This is a genomic window from Streptomyces sp. NPDC001530 (genome assembly GCF_042894545.1).
Classification (GTDB): Bacteria; Actinomycetota; Actinomycetes; order Streptomycetales; family Streptomycetaceae; genus Streptomyces.
Genome location: NZ_JBIAVS010000003.1, coordinates 76,584 through 89,712, shown reverse-complemented (window position 1 = coordinate 89,712; position 13,129 = coordinate 76,584). Strand labels below are relative to the sequence as shown.

Annotated in this window: 22 protein-coding genes; 7 read left to right on the top strand and 15 right to left on the bottom strand. The window is 68.1% G+C overall.

The window, feature by feature from the left end:
- Window positions 1–156: 156 nt before the first annotated feature.
- Genes pucL through uraD form a run of 3 tightly spaced genes read right to left on the bottom strand, consistent with a single transcriptional unit; the run spans window position 157 to window position 2,011 of the window.
- Window positions 157–1,104, bottom strand: coding sequence for a factor-independent urate hydroxylase (gene pucL, locus ACFY0T_RS05975; protein ID WP_388865007.1), 948 nt, complete (start codon window positions 1,102–1,104; stop codon window positions 157–159).
- A 5-nt stretch (window positions 1,105–1,109) separates the two neighbouring features.
- Window positions 1,110–1,499 carry a hydroxyisourate hydrolase gene (gene uraH, locus ACFY0T_RS05970; protein ID WP_388865005.1) on the bottom strand — a complete coding sequence of 130 codons (390 nt, stop codon included), beginning with the start codon at window positions 1,497–1,499 and terminating at the stop codon, window positions 1,110–1,112.
- Window positions 1,496–2,011 carry a 2-oxo-4-hydroxy-4-carboxy-5-ureidoimidazoline decarboxylase gene (uraD, locus tag ACFY0T_RS05965; RefSeq protein ID WP_388865003.1) on the bottom strand — a complete coding sequence of 172 codons (516 nt, stop codon included), beginning with the start codon at window positions 2,009–2,011 and terminating at the stop codon, window positions 1,496–1,498. Before uraD ends, uraH begins: the two co-directional genes overlap by 4 nt.
- Window positions 2,012–2,912: 901 nt before the next feature.
- Here uraD and ACFY0T_RS05960 point away from each other — a divergent pair.
- A complete protein-coding gene (locus ACFY0T_RS05960) occupies window positions 2,913–3,119 on the top strand; it encodes a helix-turn-helix domain-containing protein (RefSeq protein WP_388865001.1) in 207 nt (68 codons plus the stop codon).
- A 329-nt stretch (window positions 3,120–3,448) separates the two neighbouring features.
- On the opposite strand, the gene ACFY0T_RS05955 is transcribed toward ACFY0T_RS05960, so the two are convergent.
- Window positions 3,449–3,658 carry a hypothetical protein gene (locus ACFY0T_RS05955; protein WP_388864999.1) on the bottom strand — a complete coding sequence of 70 codons (210 nt, stop codon included), beginning with the start codon at window positions 3,656–3,658 and terminating at the stop codon, window positions 3,449–3,451.
- A gap of 160 nt (window positions 3,659–3,818) precedes the next feature.
- Here ACFY0T_RS05955 and ACFY0T_RS05950 point away from each other — a divergent pair, with 160 nt between their 5' ends.
- Window positions 3,819–4,067, top strand: a complete 249-nt coding sequence (locus ACFY0T_RS05950) for a GntR family transcriptional regulator (protein ID WP_388864997.1) — start codon at window positions 3,819–3,821, stop codon at window positions 4,065–4,067.
- Window positions 4,068–4,100: 33 nt separating this feature from the next.
- Entirely contained in the window at window positions 4,101–4,289 is a 189-nt protein-coding gene (locus ACFY0T_RS05945; RefSeq protein ID WP_388864995.1) for a hypothetical protein, read from the top strand.
- Window positions 4,290–4,498: 209 nt separating this feature from the next.
- Here the strand turns inward: ACFY0T_RS05945 and ACFY0T_RS05940 are convergent, their stop codons facing one another.
- The 3 genes from ACFY0T_RS05940 to ACFY0T_RS05930 are packed head-to-tail and all read right to left on the bottom strand — an operon-like array spanning window position 4,499 to window position 5,062.
- A complete protein-coding gene (locus tag ACFY0T_RS05940; RefSeq protein ID WP_388864993.1) occupies window positions 4,499–4,708 on the bottom strand; it encodes a hypothetical protein in 210 nt (69 codons plus the stop codon).
- Window positions 4,709–4,728: 20 nt separating this feature from the next.
- Window positions 4,729–4,920 carry a hypothetical protein gene (locus tag ACFY0T_RS05935; RefSeq protein WP_388864992.1) on the bottom strand — a complete coding sequence of 64 codons (192 nt, stop codon included), beginning with the start codon at window positions 4,918–4,920 and terminating at the stop codon, window positions 4,729–4,731.
- A gap of 4 nt (window positions 4,921–4,924) precedes the next feature.
- Complete coding sequence (locus ACFY0T_RS05930; RefSeq protein WP_388864990.1) at window positions 4,925–5,062, bottom strand: hypothetical protein; 138 nt, start codon at window positions 5,060–5,062, stop codon at window positions 4,925–4,927.
- On the opposite strand from ACFY0T_RS05930, the gene ACFY0T_RS05925 reads away from it, so the two are divergent.
- Entirely contained in the window at window positions 5,061–5,234 is a 174-nt protein-coding gene (locus ACFY0T_RS05925) for a DUF6233 domain-containing protein (RefSeq protein ID WP_388864988.1), read from the top strand. The genes ACFY0T_RS05930 and ACFY0T_RS05925 overlap by 2 nt on opposite strands.
- A 4-nt stretch (window positions 5,235–5,238) precedes the next feature.
- On the opposite strand, the gene ACFY0T_RS05920 is transcribed toward ACFY0T_RS05925, so the two are convergent.
- The 4 genes from ACFY0T_RS05920 to ACFY0T_RS05905 form a co-directional block, all read right to left on the bottom strand.
- Window positions 5,239–6,267, bottom strand: a complete 1,029-nt coding sequence (locus tag ACFY0T_RS05920) for a tyrosine-type recombinase/integrase (protein ID WP_388864987.1) — start codon at window positions 6,265–6,267, stop codon at window positions 5,239–5,241.
- Window positions 6,264–6,689, bottom strand: coding sequence for a DUF6221 family protein (locus tag ACFY0T_RS05915; protein ID WP_388864985.1), 426 nt, complete (start codon window positions 6,687–6,689; stop codon window positions 6,264–6,266). Before ACFY0T_RS05915 ends, ACFY0T_RS05920 begins: the two co-directional genes overlap by 4 nt.
- Before the next feature lie 171 nt (window positions 6,690–6,860).
- Complete coding sequence (locus ACFY0T_RS05910; RefSeq protein WP_388864983.1) at window positions 6,861–7,742, bottom strand: hypothetical protein; 882 nt, start codon at window positions 7,740–7,742, stop codon at window positions 6,861–6,863.
- Window positions 7,739–8,398 carry a hypothetical protein gene (locus ACFY0T_RS05905; RefSeq protein WP_388864981.1) on the bottom strand — a complete coding sequence of 220 codons (660 nt, stop codon included), beginning with the start codon at window positions 8,396–8,398 and terminating at the stop codon, window positions 7,739–7,741. The genes ACFY0T_RS05910 and ACFY0T_RS05905 overlap by 4 nt, the downstream gene beginning before the upstream one ends.
- Window positions 8,399–8,520: 122 nt before the next feature.
- On the opposite strand from ACFY0T_RS05905, the gene ACFY0T_RS05900 reads away from it, so the two are divergent.
- From ACFY0T_RS05900 to ACFY0T_RS05890, 3 genes are all read left to right on the top strand, one after another.
- A complete protein-coding gene (locus ACFY0T_RS05900; protein WP_388864979.1) occupies window positions 8,521–8,709 on the top strand; it encodes a hypothetical protein in 189 nt (62 codons plus the stop codon).
- 3 nt (window positions 8,710–8,712) lie between these two features.
- Complete coding sequence (locus ACFY0T_RS05895; RefSeq protein ID WP_388864977.1) at window positions 8,713–8,934, top strand: ribbon-helix-helix protein, CopG family; 222 nt, start codon at window positions 8,713–8,715, stop codon at window positions 8,932–8,934.
- Window positions 8,935–9,067: 133 nt separating this feature from the next.
- Window positions 9,068–9,346, top strand: a complete 279-nt coding sequence (locus tag ACFY0T_RS05890; RefSeq protein ID WP_388864976.1) for a hypothetical protein — start codon at window positions 9,068–9,070, stop codon at window positions 9,344–9,346.
- 143 nt (window positions 9,347–9,489) lie between these two features.
- On the opposite strand, the gene ACFY0T_RS05885 is transcribed toward ACFY0T_RS05890, so the two are convergent.
- Genes ACFY0T_RS05885 through ACFY0T_RS05870 form a run of 4 tightly spaced genes read right to left on the bottom strand, consistent with a single transcriptional unit; the run spans window position 9,490 to window position 13,098 of the window.
- On the bottom strand, window positions 9,490–9,684 hold the full coding sequence (locus ACFY0T_RS05885; protein WP_388864975.1) for a hypothetical protein: 195 nt from the start codon (window positions 9,682–9,684) through the stop codon (window positions 9,490–9,492).
- 9 nt (window positions 9,685–9,693) lie between these two features.
- Entirely contained in the window at window positions 9,694–12,144 is a 2,451-nt protein-coding gene (locus tag ACFY0T_RS05880) for a hypothetical protein (RefSeq protein WP_388864974.1), read from the bottom strand.
- Between the two features lie 10 nt (window positions 12,145–12,154).
- Window positions 12,155–12,814: a collagen-like protein gene (locus tag ACFY0T_RS05875; RefSeq protein WP_388864972.1), complete on the bottom strand. Its 660-nt coding sequence runs from the start codon at window positions 12,812–12,814 to the stop codon at window positions 12,155–12,157.
- Window positions 12,811–13,098 carry a hypothetical protein gene (locus ACFY0T_RS05870; RefSeq protein WP_388864970.1) on the bottom strand — a complete coding sequence of 96 codons (288 nt, stop codon included), beginning with the start codon at window positions 13,096–13,098 and terminating at the stop codon, window positions 12,811–12,813. The genes ACFY0T_RS05875 and ACFY0T_RS05870 overlap by 4 nt, the downstream gene beginning before the upstream one ends.
- Between the last annotated feature and the right edge of the window lie 31 nt (window positions 13,099–13,129).

The following is a 13,129-nucleotide window of genomic DNA, read 5'->3' as shown; positions in this document are numbered from 1 at the left end:
TTCCTCGTTCTTCCCATTGGTGGACGGACCCGGGGGTCGAGCGGGGTGACGACCGGGTCCGTGGTGCTGTTGTTGCGCAGATGCCCCCGCTCTCCCCTGGGACTTGACGCCGGCGCACGCGTCGGGGGTGGAGCAGCAGTACTGCTGGCCGCAGTACTACAGGTTGGTGAGGTCCACCGGGATGTGCGGCTCGCAGCCGTCGCGCAGGATGGTGGCCTCGATGAGGCCATACGGACGGTCGGCCGCGAAGTAGACCTCATTGTCGTTCTCGAGCCCGAACGGCTTCAGGTCCACCAGGAAGTGGTGCTTGTTCGGGAGCGAGAAGCGGACCTCGTCGATCTCACTGCGGTGGTTGATGATGCGCGAACCCATTTGGTAGAGGGTCTGCTGCAGCGACAGGGAGTAGGTCTCCGCGAAGGCCTGGAGCATGTGCTTCTTGACCTGGTCGTAGGACTTCTCCCAGTTCGGCATCTTCTGCTCGTCGCCGGTCCAGTTGAAGCGCCAGCGGCCGGACACCTGGGTGGCCAGGATGCGGTCGTACGCCTCCTGGAGCGTCGTGTACTTGTCCTTGACGTAGCCCCAGAACTCGGAGTTCGTCGAGTTCATCACGACGAGGTCCTTCAGCCCGGAGATGACCTCCCACTTCTCACCGTCGAAGGTGATCTGGGTGACCCGGGTCTCCTGGCCCTTGCGGACGAAGGAGTGCTTGACCGCGTCCGCTCCGATGAACTTGGAGTTGGCGTCCGAGGTCTCGATGCGCTCCCAGGCGTACTCCTCGATGCGGATGCGCGCCGTCTTGATCGGCTCCTGCGAGGTGACGAAGTGGCGGGCGAGGTGGATGCCGAACTGCTCGGCGGACTCGATGCCGTACTCCTTGGCGAAGGCGTACACCGTGTTCTTGGTGGTGTCCGTCGGCAGGACGTTCGCGTTGGAGCCCGAGTAGTGCACGTCTTCCATGTCACCGGACAGCGCCACGGACACGTTCAGGTCCTTGATGTGGTGCGTGTCGCCGTCGCGGGTGATCTTGACGACGCGGTTCTCGGCCTTGCCGTACTGGTTCTGTCCCAGGATCACAGGGCGGGCGGGTCGGGAATTGTCAGTCATGTCTGCTAGCTCCCTCGGTAAACGGAGTAGCCGAACGGGTTGAGCAGCAGCGGTACGTGATAGTGCTCGCCCGGCTGGACGGCGAAGGTGATCGCCACCTCGGGGAAAAACGCACCGCTGTCCCGATTCGCGGGGGCGTCCTGCTGCGCATCGGCTTGCTTTTTCTCGAAGTACGCCTCGACCTCGAAGTCGAGCCGTACGTGGGTCGTCCCCTCCGGCAGCGCCGGAAGGTCCTTGCACCGGCCGTCCGCGTCGGTCGCGGAGCCGCCGAGCGCCTGCCAGTCCGCTTCGCGCCCCGCGCGGGCCGCGAGGTGGACGGCGACGCCCTCGGCGGGGCGTCCGACGCTGGTGTCCAGGATGTGCGTGGACACGGAGGCCGTGGTGTCGGTGCTCATGCCTCTTCTTCCTCTACGAGATTGCCGAGGCGGATGCGGTTGATCTTGCCCAGCTCGGAGCGGACGGTCTCGCGCTCCTGCTCGGGGGAGTTGCCGATCCGCTCCTTGACCGCGTCGCGCATCTGCTCGCCGGTCCGGCCGGTGGCGCAGATGAGGAAGACATGGCCGAACTTCTCCTGATAGGCCAGGTTCAGTTCGAGCATCTCCTCCTTGAGCTCCGCGGAGGCGCCGGCCATGCCGCGCTGCTCGCGGGAGGAGGTCGGGTCCCCGGGCTTCGGCCGCCCGATCGGCGGGTGCCCGGCCATCGCCTCCTCCAGGTCCGCGGTGGTCAGCTCGGCCATGGCGGCGTCGCTCGCGGCGAAGAGGTCGTCGACGGTGGCGAAGGGGCGGCGGGCGAGCAGGGCGCTCCCCCATGCCGAAGAGGCGCACGCCTCGTGGAGGGCGGCGGCGGCCGCGTACTCCTCCAGGGCGTTGAACCGGGCGAGGCCGCCAGGTGTCGTACTCGAAGTCACGGGAAGCCTCCGTGGCCTTGTGCTGGACGGGCTGCGGATAGCTAACGCCCTCGGAAACACCACGTCAACACTTTGTTGAAAACTTCGAGTAACAAGCCGCCGCCCGGGTGGTCCGGGCGGCGGCGGGTCGTGTACGGGTCTGGCGCGGTCGGCCTCAGTCGCCCTTCGCGGCGTTTTCCCTGTTCAGATAGTTGTGATCTGAGTCTAGGGGGAGATCACTGAACGGGCATTCATGCAGGTGAGCGTCCACATGGAGACGTCCAGCGCAGGATGCCGCAGCGTATGTGGATCGGTGAAAATCCACATCCCGTCCACAACGCCGTTTTGATCAAGGGTCACCCGAAGGGGTGAGTGCGCCGCACGACCTATTCCCTTGCAGGCTGCACTGATCTAGCGTGTCGATCACCTGGGGAGGGTCCCGCTTCGGCGGCCCCCTCGATGCACCCCCACGCGAGAACCGGTGGGGAAAAGGTAGGCAGGACTTCGGTCCCGCCGGTGGAGCCTGGCCTCCACTGGAGACGCCCCCGTCGATCTGCGACGGGGGCGTTCTGCTGCAGACACTAAACCGCCCCAGCCGCATGTGCGGCTGGGGCGGTCGCTTTCATAGCGTGCTCTTAATGATGAGCGGCGGCCGGCGGATGCACCTACGCGCGGCCGCCGCTCTCGTCCGTCGCGCCGGGGGTGGCGTGAGTCGCGGCGGACTGGCGACCTGCACCCACGGGGGGGGTGCCGGTCAGTCTCTGGGTGTGGCTTCCGTCTGCTCTACGAGGGCGGGCGGGCCGTCCGTCGCGCGGCAGTCAATCTTTTTCAGATGGCGACCACTTGGGTACTGACACAAGATCATTGACGCCGAAGCGTGTCACGGGTGCCAGCCCGCCGCAATCCCCGACCCGACTGGGTCATGCAGAGACGTACCGTCCTCGGTCACCGCATCGCCGACTTACGGCGGCAGGCTGAGCTGTCACAGGACCAGTTGGCGCGCCTTGCCGGCCTGGACCGAAGGTCGATCCAGCGCTACGAGAACGCCCAGAGGGATCCGCAGTTCTCGGACCTGCTGCTCATCGCCCATGCTCTTCGTGTGCACGTCACCGACCTCCTTCACGGTTGAACGAGATTCAAATGAGAACAGTTAACGACCGTTCCGGCGATGAAATCCCTGTGCAGCCCATGTGATTTTGCAACCGCTTGGGGATGCTCTGGCCAGGGCTTACCTGGCAGGCAGCGGTCAGGGCGCGTTCTTGCCCGTGAGGCAACGGCGCGTCACGTCTCGCCGTCAGCGCCCCTGCGTATCCCGTCGCGGTATCTGCGCCTGCGGCCACTCGGTGCGCGTGTAGGTGTGCCAGTGCGGGCCCTGATGTCCGACCTGAAGCGTGCAGTGCCACGGCTCGGTGGGGTGCTCGGTCCAGCAGGTGCTCGTCGGCCGGGGCGGCGTCGCCTTCATGTCGCCCTGCCCTGCAGTCGGACGACGTTCTCGCCGAAGAGGGGCGCGTCTTTGGGGCAGGCGTAGAGGCTGGCGCCGGCGCCGCTGGCGGTGTGGACTTCGCCGACGAGGACGGGTTCGCGGGTGAGTTCGCCGCAGTGGCAGCAGAGTTGCGGTATCGGGTCCGCGGTCTGGTGCTCGGGCGGCGGGTTCGTAGGCTGGTCCATGTCGACGCTCCGGTCAGTGTCGTCCACGCCCCCGGGCCGCTGCACCGCGGCTGCGGGGGTCTTCACGTGCTGGTCACGATACTCCAGGGCGATAGGTGCGCTAGGTCCGATAGGTCATCTCATCTCGCCGAGTCGACCTTGCCCGCCTAGCGTCTGGATCATGAAATGGGAGCCGGATGTTCCGCGGTGGAAGCAGGTGCACGAGATGATGCGGGAGCGGATCATCGACGGCAGCTACCCGCCCGGCGAACGACTGCCGTCGGCGTTCGACATCTGCGAAGAGTTCGGGATCTCCCAGGTGACCGCACGCAGAGTGTTGACCGAGCTGCGGAAGGCGGGGCTGGCCTACATGCAGCCGGGGATCGGGACGTTCGTCACCGAGCTGCCACAGCCGCCCGCCGAGGGCTGACCACTGTCCGACCGGACGGCTAGGCTTTGATCTATGCCTCCCACTCCCCCTGCCTCGGGTTCCGCACGGTCTGCTGCCGTGCTGAACGGGCTGATCCGGGCGTTGTGGCCGCACCCGTCGATGCGGCTCACCGATGAGGAGCGGCGGCTGTACGCGGAGCTCGTCACGGAGTGGACGGTCGCGGTCGCGCGGGAACGGTGCGAGGTCGTCGAGGCGGCGTGACGAAGCCCCGCACTGGGCGGGGCTTCGGTGCGTGTCGGGGGTCAGTGCGGGACGGCACCGGACATGACGTCGTCGAGCTCCACGGGGTCCTCCAAGTCGAGCGCCCCGCCCGGGTGGCGCTGTCCATCAGGGCGGGGCGGGCGCGTGCAGCCAGCATGCGCGGATACGTGCGCTCAGCGTAACGGCGGGCGCTGACAACACGGGTGGGGTCAGCGGGCGGGCTTCGTGTGGGCGAAGACGGTTAGGCAGCGCGCGAGGCTACCCACGCGGAGATTCCATCCCTGGAGGCCGCCGGAGTTGGTCCGCCAGAAACCCTTATGACTTCCCGGGGCGTCACCGTAGAAGGCGGCGACCCGCCACCAGCGACCGCGCGCCGTCAGGTGGCGGTCCCACAGTGTCCGCTGAGGCATCGTGTCCATGCCGCCAGGATGGCAGACGGCTACGGCTCGGTCGGCCAGGACTTCAGCACCCGCGCCTCGGCCTCGTCGACGAGCGTGACCCGGGCGCCGGCGACGCTACCGTGCTCGCCGATCCACGACGTGAACTTCCGCTCGGCTGTCGCCAGGTCGGCCCACCAGCCATGCATGACGGGCTGCCCGTTGGTCGTCAGCGTGAGGTGATAGCGCTCCACGGGCTCAGCCTGCCACGCCGTCGTCCGTGACCACCGCCAGCCGCACGCCCGCCTCGTGGGCCGCATCCCGGAGCACGGCCACCGTGTCGGCGAGCGGCACGGGTGGCCCGCCGCACGGGGTGGTGGCGAGGACGCACGGCATGCAGCGGTCCAGCCAGCGAAGCCCGTGCGGGGTGTCGACGGCCTCGGTGACCGGGGCGGGCTGGCCGCAGACGGCGCAGGTGCGGGGGTGGCGGAGGCGGGCACTCGCCGAAGGGGTCGACGCCTGCCCGCACTGCCGGCCCGACAGCGAGCTCGGGTTCATCGACGGGTGACGGCCTACTCGGCGCCCTTCTGGAGCCGCTCCCCCAGCTTGGCAGCGAGCGCGTAGGCGGGGTGGTTGTCGAGCTGCCTCCGGCGCCGGTTGTACCGCTGGGTGGTGCGCGGGTCGGAGTGGCTGACGGCGTCTTGGACGTCTTGGAGGGGGACGCCGTTGGCGAGGTTGTCGGTGATGAATTGGTGCCGCAGCGTGTGGGGCTTGATGCTGGCGGCTTGCGGGATTCCGGCGCGGCGGGCGAGGACGCGGAGGTGCTTCCACACTTCGGGCTGCGTCCAGCGGCGGCCGGACTCGGTGGTGAACAGGGGGCCGTCGGTACGGTCGCCGAGGTAGGCGAGGAGTGCATCGAGGGCGAGCGGCGGGACGGGGGCGGGCCGCTTCTTGCCTCCCTTCTGCGTGAGCGGCAGCGTGCGGTGCCCTCGGTCGTAGCCGAGCTGGTCGGCGTTGAGGGAGAGGAGTTCGTCGACGCGGGCGCCGGTGAGGTAGAGGAGCATGACGAGGGCGTAGCTGCGGGGCGCCCAGTCGCGTGCGGTCTCGATGAGCCGGTCGGTCTCGGCTTCGGTCATGCCTTCGGTCGGCGAGTAGTCGGGGTCGACATAGGGGCGGTTGACGGCGGCGAACGGGTCGCTGTCGACGGCTTGGAGGCGGGTGGCGTAGGTGTAGAAGGATCCGGCGGCGGCGACGGCTTGGGCCTGGGTGGTCTCGGCTGGCGGCTTGCCGTTGCGGGTGGGCGTTTTGGCGAGGTGCTTGGCGTAGGCGTCGGCGAGCGGCAGCTTCGCTTGGAGCGGGTGGATGCCGGTGCTGCGGGCGTACTCCTCCCACGCCTTGAAGGTGCGGACGTAGGCCCGCCTCGTGTGGCGGCTCTTCTGGCGGGCGACCCATCCTCCGGCGATGGTGGGGAGTGGGTCGCGGTCGCCGTAGATGGCGGTGAGGTGGTCGGCGAGTTGGCGGGCTTCGTCGGGCCAGTCGTCGCGGGGGTCGTGCCGGTCGGTCGACAGCTCCGCCGACGGGCGCGGGACGAGGGTGGTCACGGCCGCCACTCCTCGCGGTAGCCGGGCCGGTCCGCGTAGGGCAGGGCGAGCAGGCGCACAGTTCGGCGCAGCGCGTTCACGGCCCCGGTCATCAGATCGTGCGGAGCCGTGCGCGGCTCCGCCTTGCTCAACGTGAACTCGGCCTGCTCCAGATCACGCAGTACTTGCCGCTCGGCGTCGATCTCACGCAGCACCCGAGCCGGATTGTGGCGGGCAATGTGCTCCGCATCCGACCATGACGCCGTCACGATCTTCGCCCGGTCGCCTGGCTTCTGCCCCTGCGTCACCACAGAGTGGATCAGGTCCTTAAGTACATGCGTCATGCTTCGCCGCCACGGAGTCCACCACCCAGGCGTCGCTTCCCGCGTGATCCGCTCGTCCTCGTCGAGCTGCTCACCGAACCACTCCACCAGATCACTCATCTGTCGTCTCCTCAGCCTCGGGCGCATGGCAGATGCATTGACAGAGTTCTGGGTAGATCAGGTCACCGTCGTCTGTTGTCTCTTGGTCAGAGTATGGGCAGCACACCGGTTCGCTGCTGGTCATGCGTTCCTCCTGTCAGTCCGAGGGTCTCTCACGGGACAGCCTCCTTGCTAGCCGAGCAGGTCGAATTGCAGCTGCCGCTCGGGGGCAGGTGCGGACAGGACGCGGGACCGCCACTCCAGCGCCCAGTCAGGGCAATTCGCACAGTTCTTGTGCGTGTGACCGGAGAGCCGGATCTCTTCCTTGCGTGCAACATCGGACCAGGCCATGGAGTCGGCGGAGACAAGGTCGTCGGCGTAGAAGCTGAGGCCCTTCGTCTTCACGCCGAAGCCGTGCAGCTTCAACCCCTGGGCGGCGAAGTGCCGGACGATCTGCTCAATCTCGTCTGTGGCCTGGCGGCGGCAGACGGATCCGAGGCCGACGACTGGCTGGGCGGCGAGATCGACTCCGGCAGCTGCGTACATGTCGGCGCAGCGCTGGTACTGCTCAAGGGTCCAGCCTTGCAGGACCGGGATGATCGGCAGGTCGGGGGCGAGCGACGTGAGTTCGAGGTAGTCGTCGACGGTGTACCGCTGGTGGATGGCGACGGCGGTGTCGAGGTCTTGCTCTTCGTCGAATGGGCCAAGGCCGCGCGCCGCGCGGGTGCCGTGGAAGTAGTCGCGGTGGCTGGGCTTGAGGTGCTGGTTCTTCCCATAGATCACCCACGGCTCACACATCCAGTCGCGCGGGGCTATCCACTGGGCGGGTCCGAGTTCACGGTCCCAGCGGCGGTGGTTGGCGATGTATGTCTCAGCGGGGATGAGCCAGCGGCCGTTCTGCTTCAGGTGGGTGAAGCCGCCCGAGTCTCGGCAGTGGGCGTGCAGGGCGCGGTGCTCGAACGGGGTCTTGCGCAGGATGAACCGGTTGTAGGAGACGAAGAACGTGATGCCGTTGAATCTCGGGTCGTCCGACCAGAGCCAGTTGACCATGTGGGTCCCGAGATAGAACCTCACGCCGACTCCTTGACGACGTGGGCGTTGCGGTAGGCGATGAGCATGTCGATGACGTCGTCGACGCGTCCGGCTTCGAGTGACCGGAACAGAGCGGGGAGGCGGTGCGGCTCGTTCCCCTCCAGCAGGCCGAAGCCCTGGTGCGACTCGAATTCGATCCGTCCGTTGCGGCGTCCGTCGCGCTCCTCGGCCCGCATCCGCATCGCCTTGATCAGCCGGTAGTAGTTCCGGTTGGCAGCGTCGATACGGCGCCGGTCGCGCGCCGAGGGGACCTCGCCGGTTCCGGAGCAGTTCCGGCACTCGACGGGTCCGCTCCAGATGTGGAAGGTGCCGCTGCCCTTGCAGCGGCGGCAGGGGTGCAGCGGGTCGAGCAGTTCGATCGCGGTGCTCTCCTTCGGCTCGCTCGGCGTCCAGCGCTCCGTCTCGCGCTCCCCCTCGGGGTCGGCGTCGGCGATGCAGCAGGCGCAGCGGAACAGGGGGGTGACCTTGACGGGCGTGCCGTCGGGGCTGGTGACGGGGCGCCAGGAGGCGGTGTGCTCGTCGCACGTCTCGTTCGCCCAGGCGTCCCAGTCAAGGCGGTGGGTGGCCTGCTGAGTGCAGGTGCCGCTGTGGCACGTTCCGGCGGGCTTACCGGAGTCGACGACCTCATTCTCTGACATTCCCGTTCCCCCTGCTGAGCGCTTGTTTCTGTACCTACAGAATGCGCCCACAAGAGGGCCCTTGTCAAGCCATCCGCCGAGATGGATGCTAGTTTCTGTACCTACACACCCAAGGGGGAGAGATGGCCAGGCCAGCCACCGGCAAGACGCCGCTGCGGAACATCCGCGTACCCGACGAACTCTGGGATGCAGCCATGACCGAGGCGAAGGCGGAGGGGCGCACGCTGACCGACGTCATCGTCAGCGACCTACACCGCTACGTCACTCGACGGCGCCGCGAACGAGCGGCCGAGAAGCCGACGGAGGATTGACCGATGCCAACGAAGAACGAAACGAAGGCCATGACGGTCCGTCTGCCCATCGCCCAGGCCGAGGCGCTGGCCACTGTTGCGAGCGTGGAGAACAAGCCCGTGTCCGAGATCATCCGCGCCGCCATCGCCGAGTACGTCGACACGCGACGCCGAGACCCAGGCTTTCAGCGCGAGCTCAAGGCGAGCGTCGAACGTGCCCAGCGCCTACTGGCGGCCGCTGACTAATGGATCATCTGGGATAACTGTCATTATCAACCATAGAGTTGCGTGATCGCCAGCACTTCCGGAGACGACGAAGGGCGCTCGGAGGCGCGCGTTTTTTCGTCCTCGCCGCGCGCCCTGAGTAGGGTCCCAAGCCATGACCACTTACGCAGGCGCGGCTGTCCTCCTTATCGGCGACGGCCGCCAGTTCGACACCGCAGCCAACCTCGCGAAGGACTCGTCGGGAACCTGGCAGGGCACGCTCACCTTCCACGACCAGACCCTCGTGCCGGTGCTGCTGAACGTGCGGGACGGCCACGTTCTCGTCGACGGCCGGCCCGGCGAGTTCATCCGCCCCGACACCTCCGACTGGACCTTCAACGGCGGCAGCCCGTTCGTCATCCGCATCCTGGGGAGCGGCGAAGCCCCGTTCTGACACGACGAAGCGCCCCCGCCGCCCGAAGGCAGCGGGGGCGCAGGGCCGGTCAGGTCTCGTCGTCGTCCGGTGGCGGGAGCGGCGGCGGCTCACGGAACGGGCGAGGCGACAGATAGAACGGCGGCGGGTCGTCCTCACCGCGGTCAGAGGCCATTTTCATCCTCGGGTAGCGGGTTCTCGTTGGTCCACGTGTGATCGTCGCCCATGGCGGGTGGCGTGTGGACGAGGTGGTCACCCTGGTGGCGGCCGGCTGGGTCGTCGCTCCAGTGGACGCAGCGGAGTTCGAGCGGATCCCCATCGATGGTGAGCGTGTCGGTGGCGGGGCAGCGGTTCGGCATCGGGGTCTCCTAGACGGCGATCCAGTTGGATCCGTCGGATCGCAGGGTGACGGTCTCCCATTGTGCGGACAGGGCGCGGGTGGAGGCGCCGTTGATGGTCTCGGCGCCGGACGGGTCGATCGTGACGGCGTTGCCCGACGAGTCCGACTTGATGACCGTATAGATGACCGGGTTCGGGGCTGCGGACGGCAGGTTGATCGTGACGCCCGCGGAGGACGCATCGACCTTCAGGACCCGGTCGATCGGCCGGGCCGTTGTGGTGGCCGTGATCGCGCGGACGGCGCTGGCGGCCTGCGCGTTGATGGACTCGATCCCTGTGGGGTTGTCGTGCGTGAGCCCGGCCTCGTTGAAAAGCCCGGTCCAGCGGATCACGCCGCGTGCTGCGGCCATGTGGGCCGCCTGCCCGCCGACGTTCGGCGTGGACGACTCGGTGGAGAGTTGGTCGATATCGATAATCGGGCCGATGCCCGACGAACCCGCGCCGAGGATGTACACCTCGTTGATGCAGGATTCAATGGAGGCGCTGATGACCTTCATCGCATGGACCGAGCCCACCGAACCTGCGTAGTTGCCGACCGCCACGAGACCCGCCCAGCAGTACAGGGCCATGTACCGGTCCACCAGGCCGTGCTCGGTCAGGAACATCGCGTAGGTGTAGCCTCCGCCGACGCTGATGTTCCGCGCGATGACGTGGTCGTTATTGCCGGGCGCTGGGAGGAGGCCGCCGATACTGAGGCCGGCGCCGAACGTACCCGGGCTGGTGTAGTCGGTGCTGGGGCTGGCGACGGTTCCGGCGGTGCTCCATCCGGCGTTTTCCAGGTAGGCGTTGGCACATCCGTAGAAATTGAATGCGCCGTAGGTCAGGCCGTAGGCGGAGTGGGTGGTGAGGATCGCCAGGTTCTTGAGCCCGACGATGATGTTGCTGTAGTTCGCGGCCACACCGTAGCCAGAGCCTTCGTTCGGGCCGCTGATCACTCCGGGGTTGCCGTGCGTGTTGATGTCGGCGATCTGCGCGGATGTAGAGGCGTATACGCCGAACGAGATCAGGCAGCCGCCCGCGTACTGCGGAACCCCCTGCAACCAGTGCCGCACCGCAGCCGCGCCATCCGACGGCCCGGAAAAGAACAGGAACTTCTTCACGCCGCTCGTCGGGAGGCTGTCGAAAGCCAGCTGTCCGTTGCCGTGCTTGGTCGTGTTCAGCGGCCCGGCCACGATGTACGGCCGGGGGGAGAACACTTCGGCGTAGGTGTTGCCTGCGGCCAGGTACGCCCAGGCGGCATCGGTGGCGGCCTGGGCTGCCGTGTTGTCGTCCGTGCCCCAGAAGACGATCGCGCCCGACACCGCACCGCCCGAAGCGTTCGCCGCGTTCAGGGTGATCTGTGTCGCGCTCTGGCGGCTCGCGACGGTGGTGACCAGCGTGGTCACCCCAGTCGGGCCTGCGCCCTTCACGGAGATCGCCTTGCCGACCACGGTCGACGGCCAGTTCGCCGTAGCGCTGGTCAGCACCGCCGACCCGGACGACATCGCGCCGTCCGCGACGACCTGCGCATCGGCGACGGCCCCGTACTTGGTGACGTCGAACACCCATGGGGCGGAGCTGGCCACGGCAGACCATGCGGCGGCCGTTGCTCCCGTCGCCACCAGGGCGTCACCCGCGGCCGGCGTGCCCGAGACCGTGACCCCGTTGACCTTCGCCACGGTCGGGTTGGGGTACGTGCCGGACAGGTCCCCGCCAGCCGGGCCTGTGGGGGTGCGCGAGTTGCTGAGCCGGGAATCGTCGCCGGCAGCCACGGTGCCGTTTGTGGCGCCAACGTCACGGGTCGCGGCGCCGCCGAGCCCAAGGTTCATGCGGGCGGTGGCCGGGTCGGTGAGGTCGACGAGGTTCGATGCTTTTTGTGCCGCGCCCGTGATCCTGCTGTCGTTGCCGGCCGCGTAAGTGCCTGCCGTTGTCCCTGTCGTCGGTAGGGCGGGGGTGCCGTGGGTGTGGTCGCCGCGCGCATAGGTCGTGCTCGTGCCGGCGCCCGCGGCCTGCCCGTAGCCGGTCTCCCCTGTCACCGTGTTCGACGGGGTGCCGCCTCCAGACGGCTGCCAGGTCACCGTGCCGTCTGATGCTTCTACCTCGACCAGCGACGGGAGTTCCACCGACGATGCAGCGGCCGGCAGGAGGATGCTGTACGCCTTCCCGGGGGCGTTGGTGAACTCTTCGTCGACGCGGTACGTCCAGCCGCTGGGGCTGAACCCGTCGGCGTCCGTGGCCAGCAGCGTCTCGGTGAACTCGCCGGACGCGCCCAACGTAACGTTGACCGGGCCGAGGGCGATGACGCCGTGTTCAGCGGAGACGACGCGGGACACGGACGGCGTGAACTTGAGTGTGCCCATATAGGGGGTGCCGTCGAGGGCGCGGTAGCCGGCCGCCCCAGCAGAGACGGTGACGACATCGACGCCGGCCGGAAATCCCATCTCGTTCTCCTCACAGTTTCCGGTATCGGGCGGTCGCGGTGAGCGCGACAAGGCCGAGCAGGCCGCGGCCTTGGGGCTCGTTGCTGGGGCTTGGGTCGGCTGCGCCGTCCTTGCGGCAGACGACGGCGTCCGGGTCGTAGCTGGGCGTCTGGAGGCTGTACCCGTCCGGGCAGTTGGGGCCAGCTGGCCCCTGCTCGCCGGTGTCCCCCTTGGGTCCTTGTTCGCCTTGCGGTCCGGCGGGCCCGGGTTCGCCCTGGGCGCCGTCGGCACCCGCGGCTCCGGGTGCGCCCGGTTCCCCAGACGCGCCGACACTGCCTGGGGATCCCGTGGGGCCGGGTGATCCGGTGTCACCCTTGTCGCCCTTCGGCCCCGGGATCGGGACGGGGACTTCGGCGCGGTCGGGGAGATTGCTGACGGCTTTGGTCGGGTCGGGTGCCACGGGGGTTTTCCCCTCGGCTTTGACCTGCTGCCTCAATGCGCGGACGTCTCCGGCAAGGGTGGACACGGCGGTGCCGCGGAGGTCGGCTTCCTCGGCGAGCTGGTCGCCTCGCCGGGTTTCGGCGTCGATGCGCTGCCAGATGAGGATGCTGAACCCGGTGAGCGCGAGGAGTGCGCAGGCGATCCATAGGAGGTGGCGGCGGCGGACGAACGCCCGCTCGGCCCCAGTCACGGCGTCCCCCCGAGGCTCAGGACGAGAGTCCGGAGGCGGGCGACTTCCGCTTCGAGTGCGTAGACCTTCGCCTCAGCGGCGGCAGCACGAGCTTCGGCCTTGGCTTCATCTGCCTCGGCCTTGTCACGTTCCGCCATCAGGCGGCCCGCCAGGCTGTCGTACAGCGGCATCGCCGACGCCTCTCGTTGAGTCCGCCCCGCGATCCGGGAGCCGTACATGGCCGCCAGCCCGGCCATCAGCGCGCTACCGAGAACGCCTAGGGCCGTGACCGTGGTGGCATCCATGTGGCGCCCTCCCGGTCGCGCAAGGTGGGCA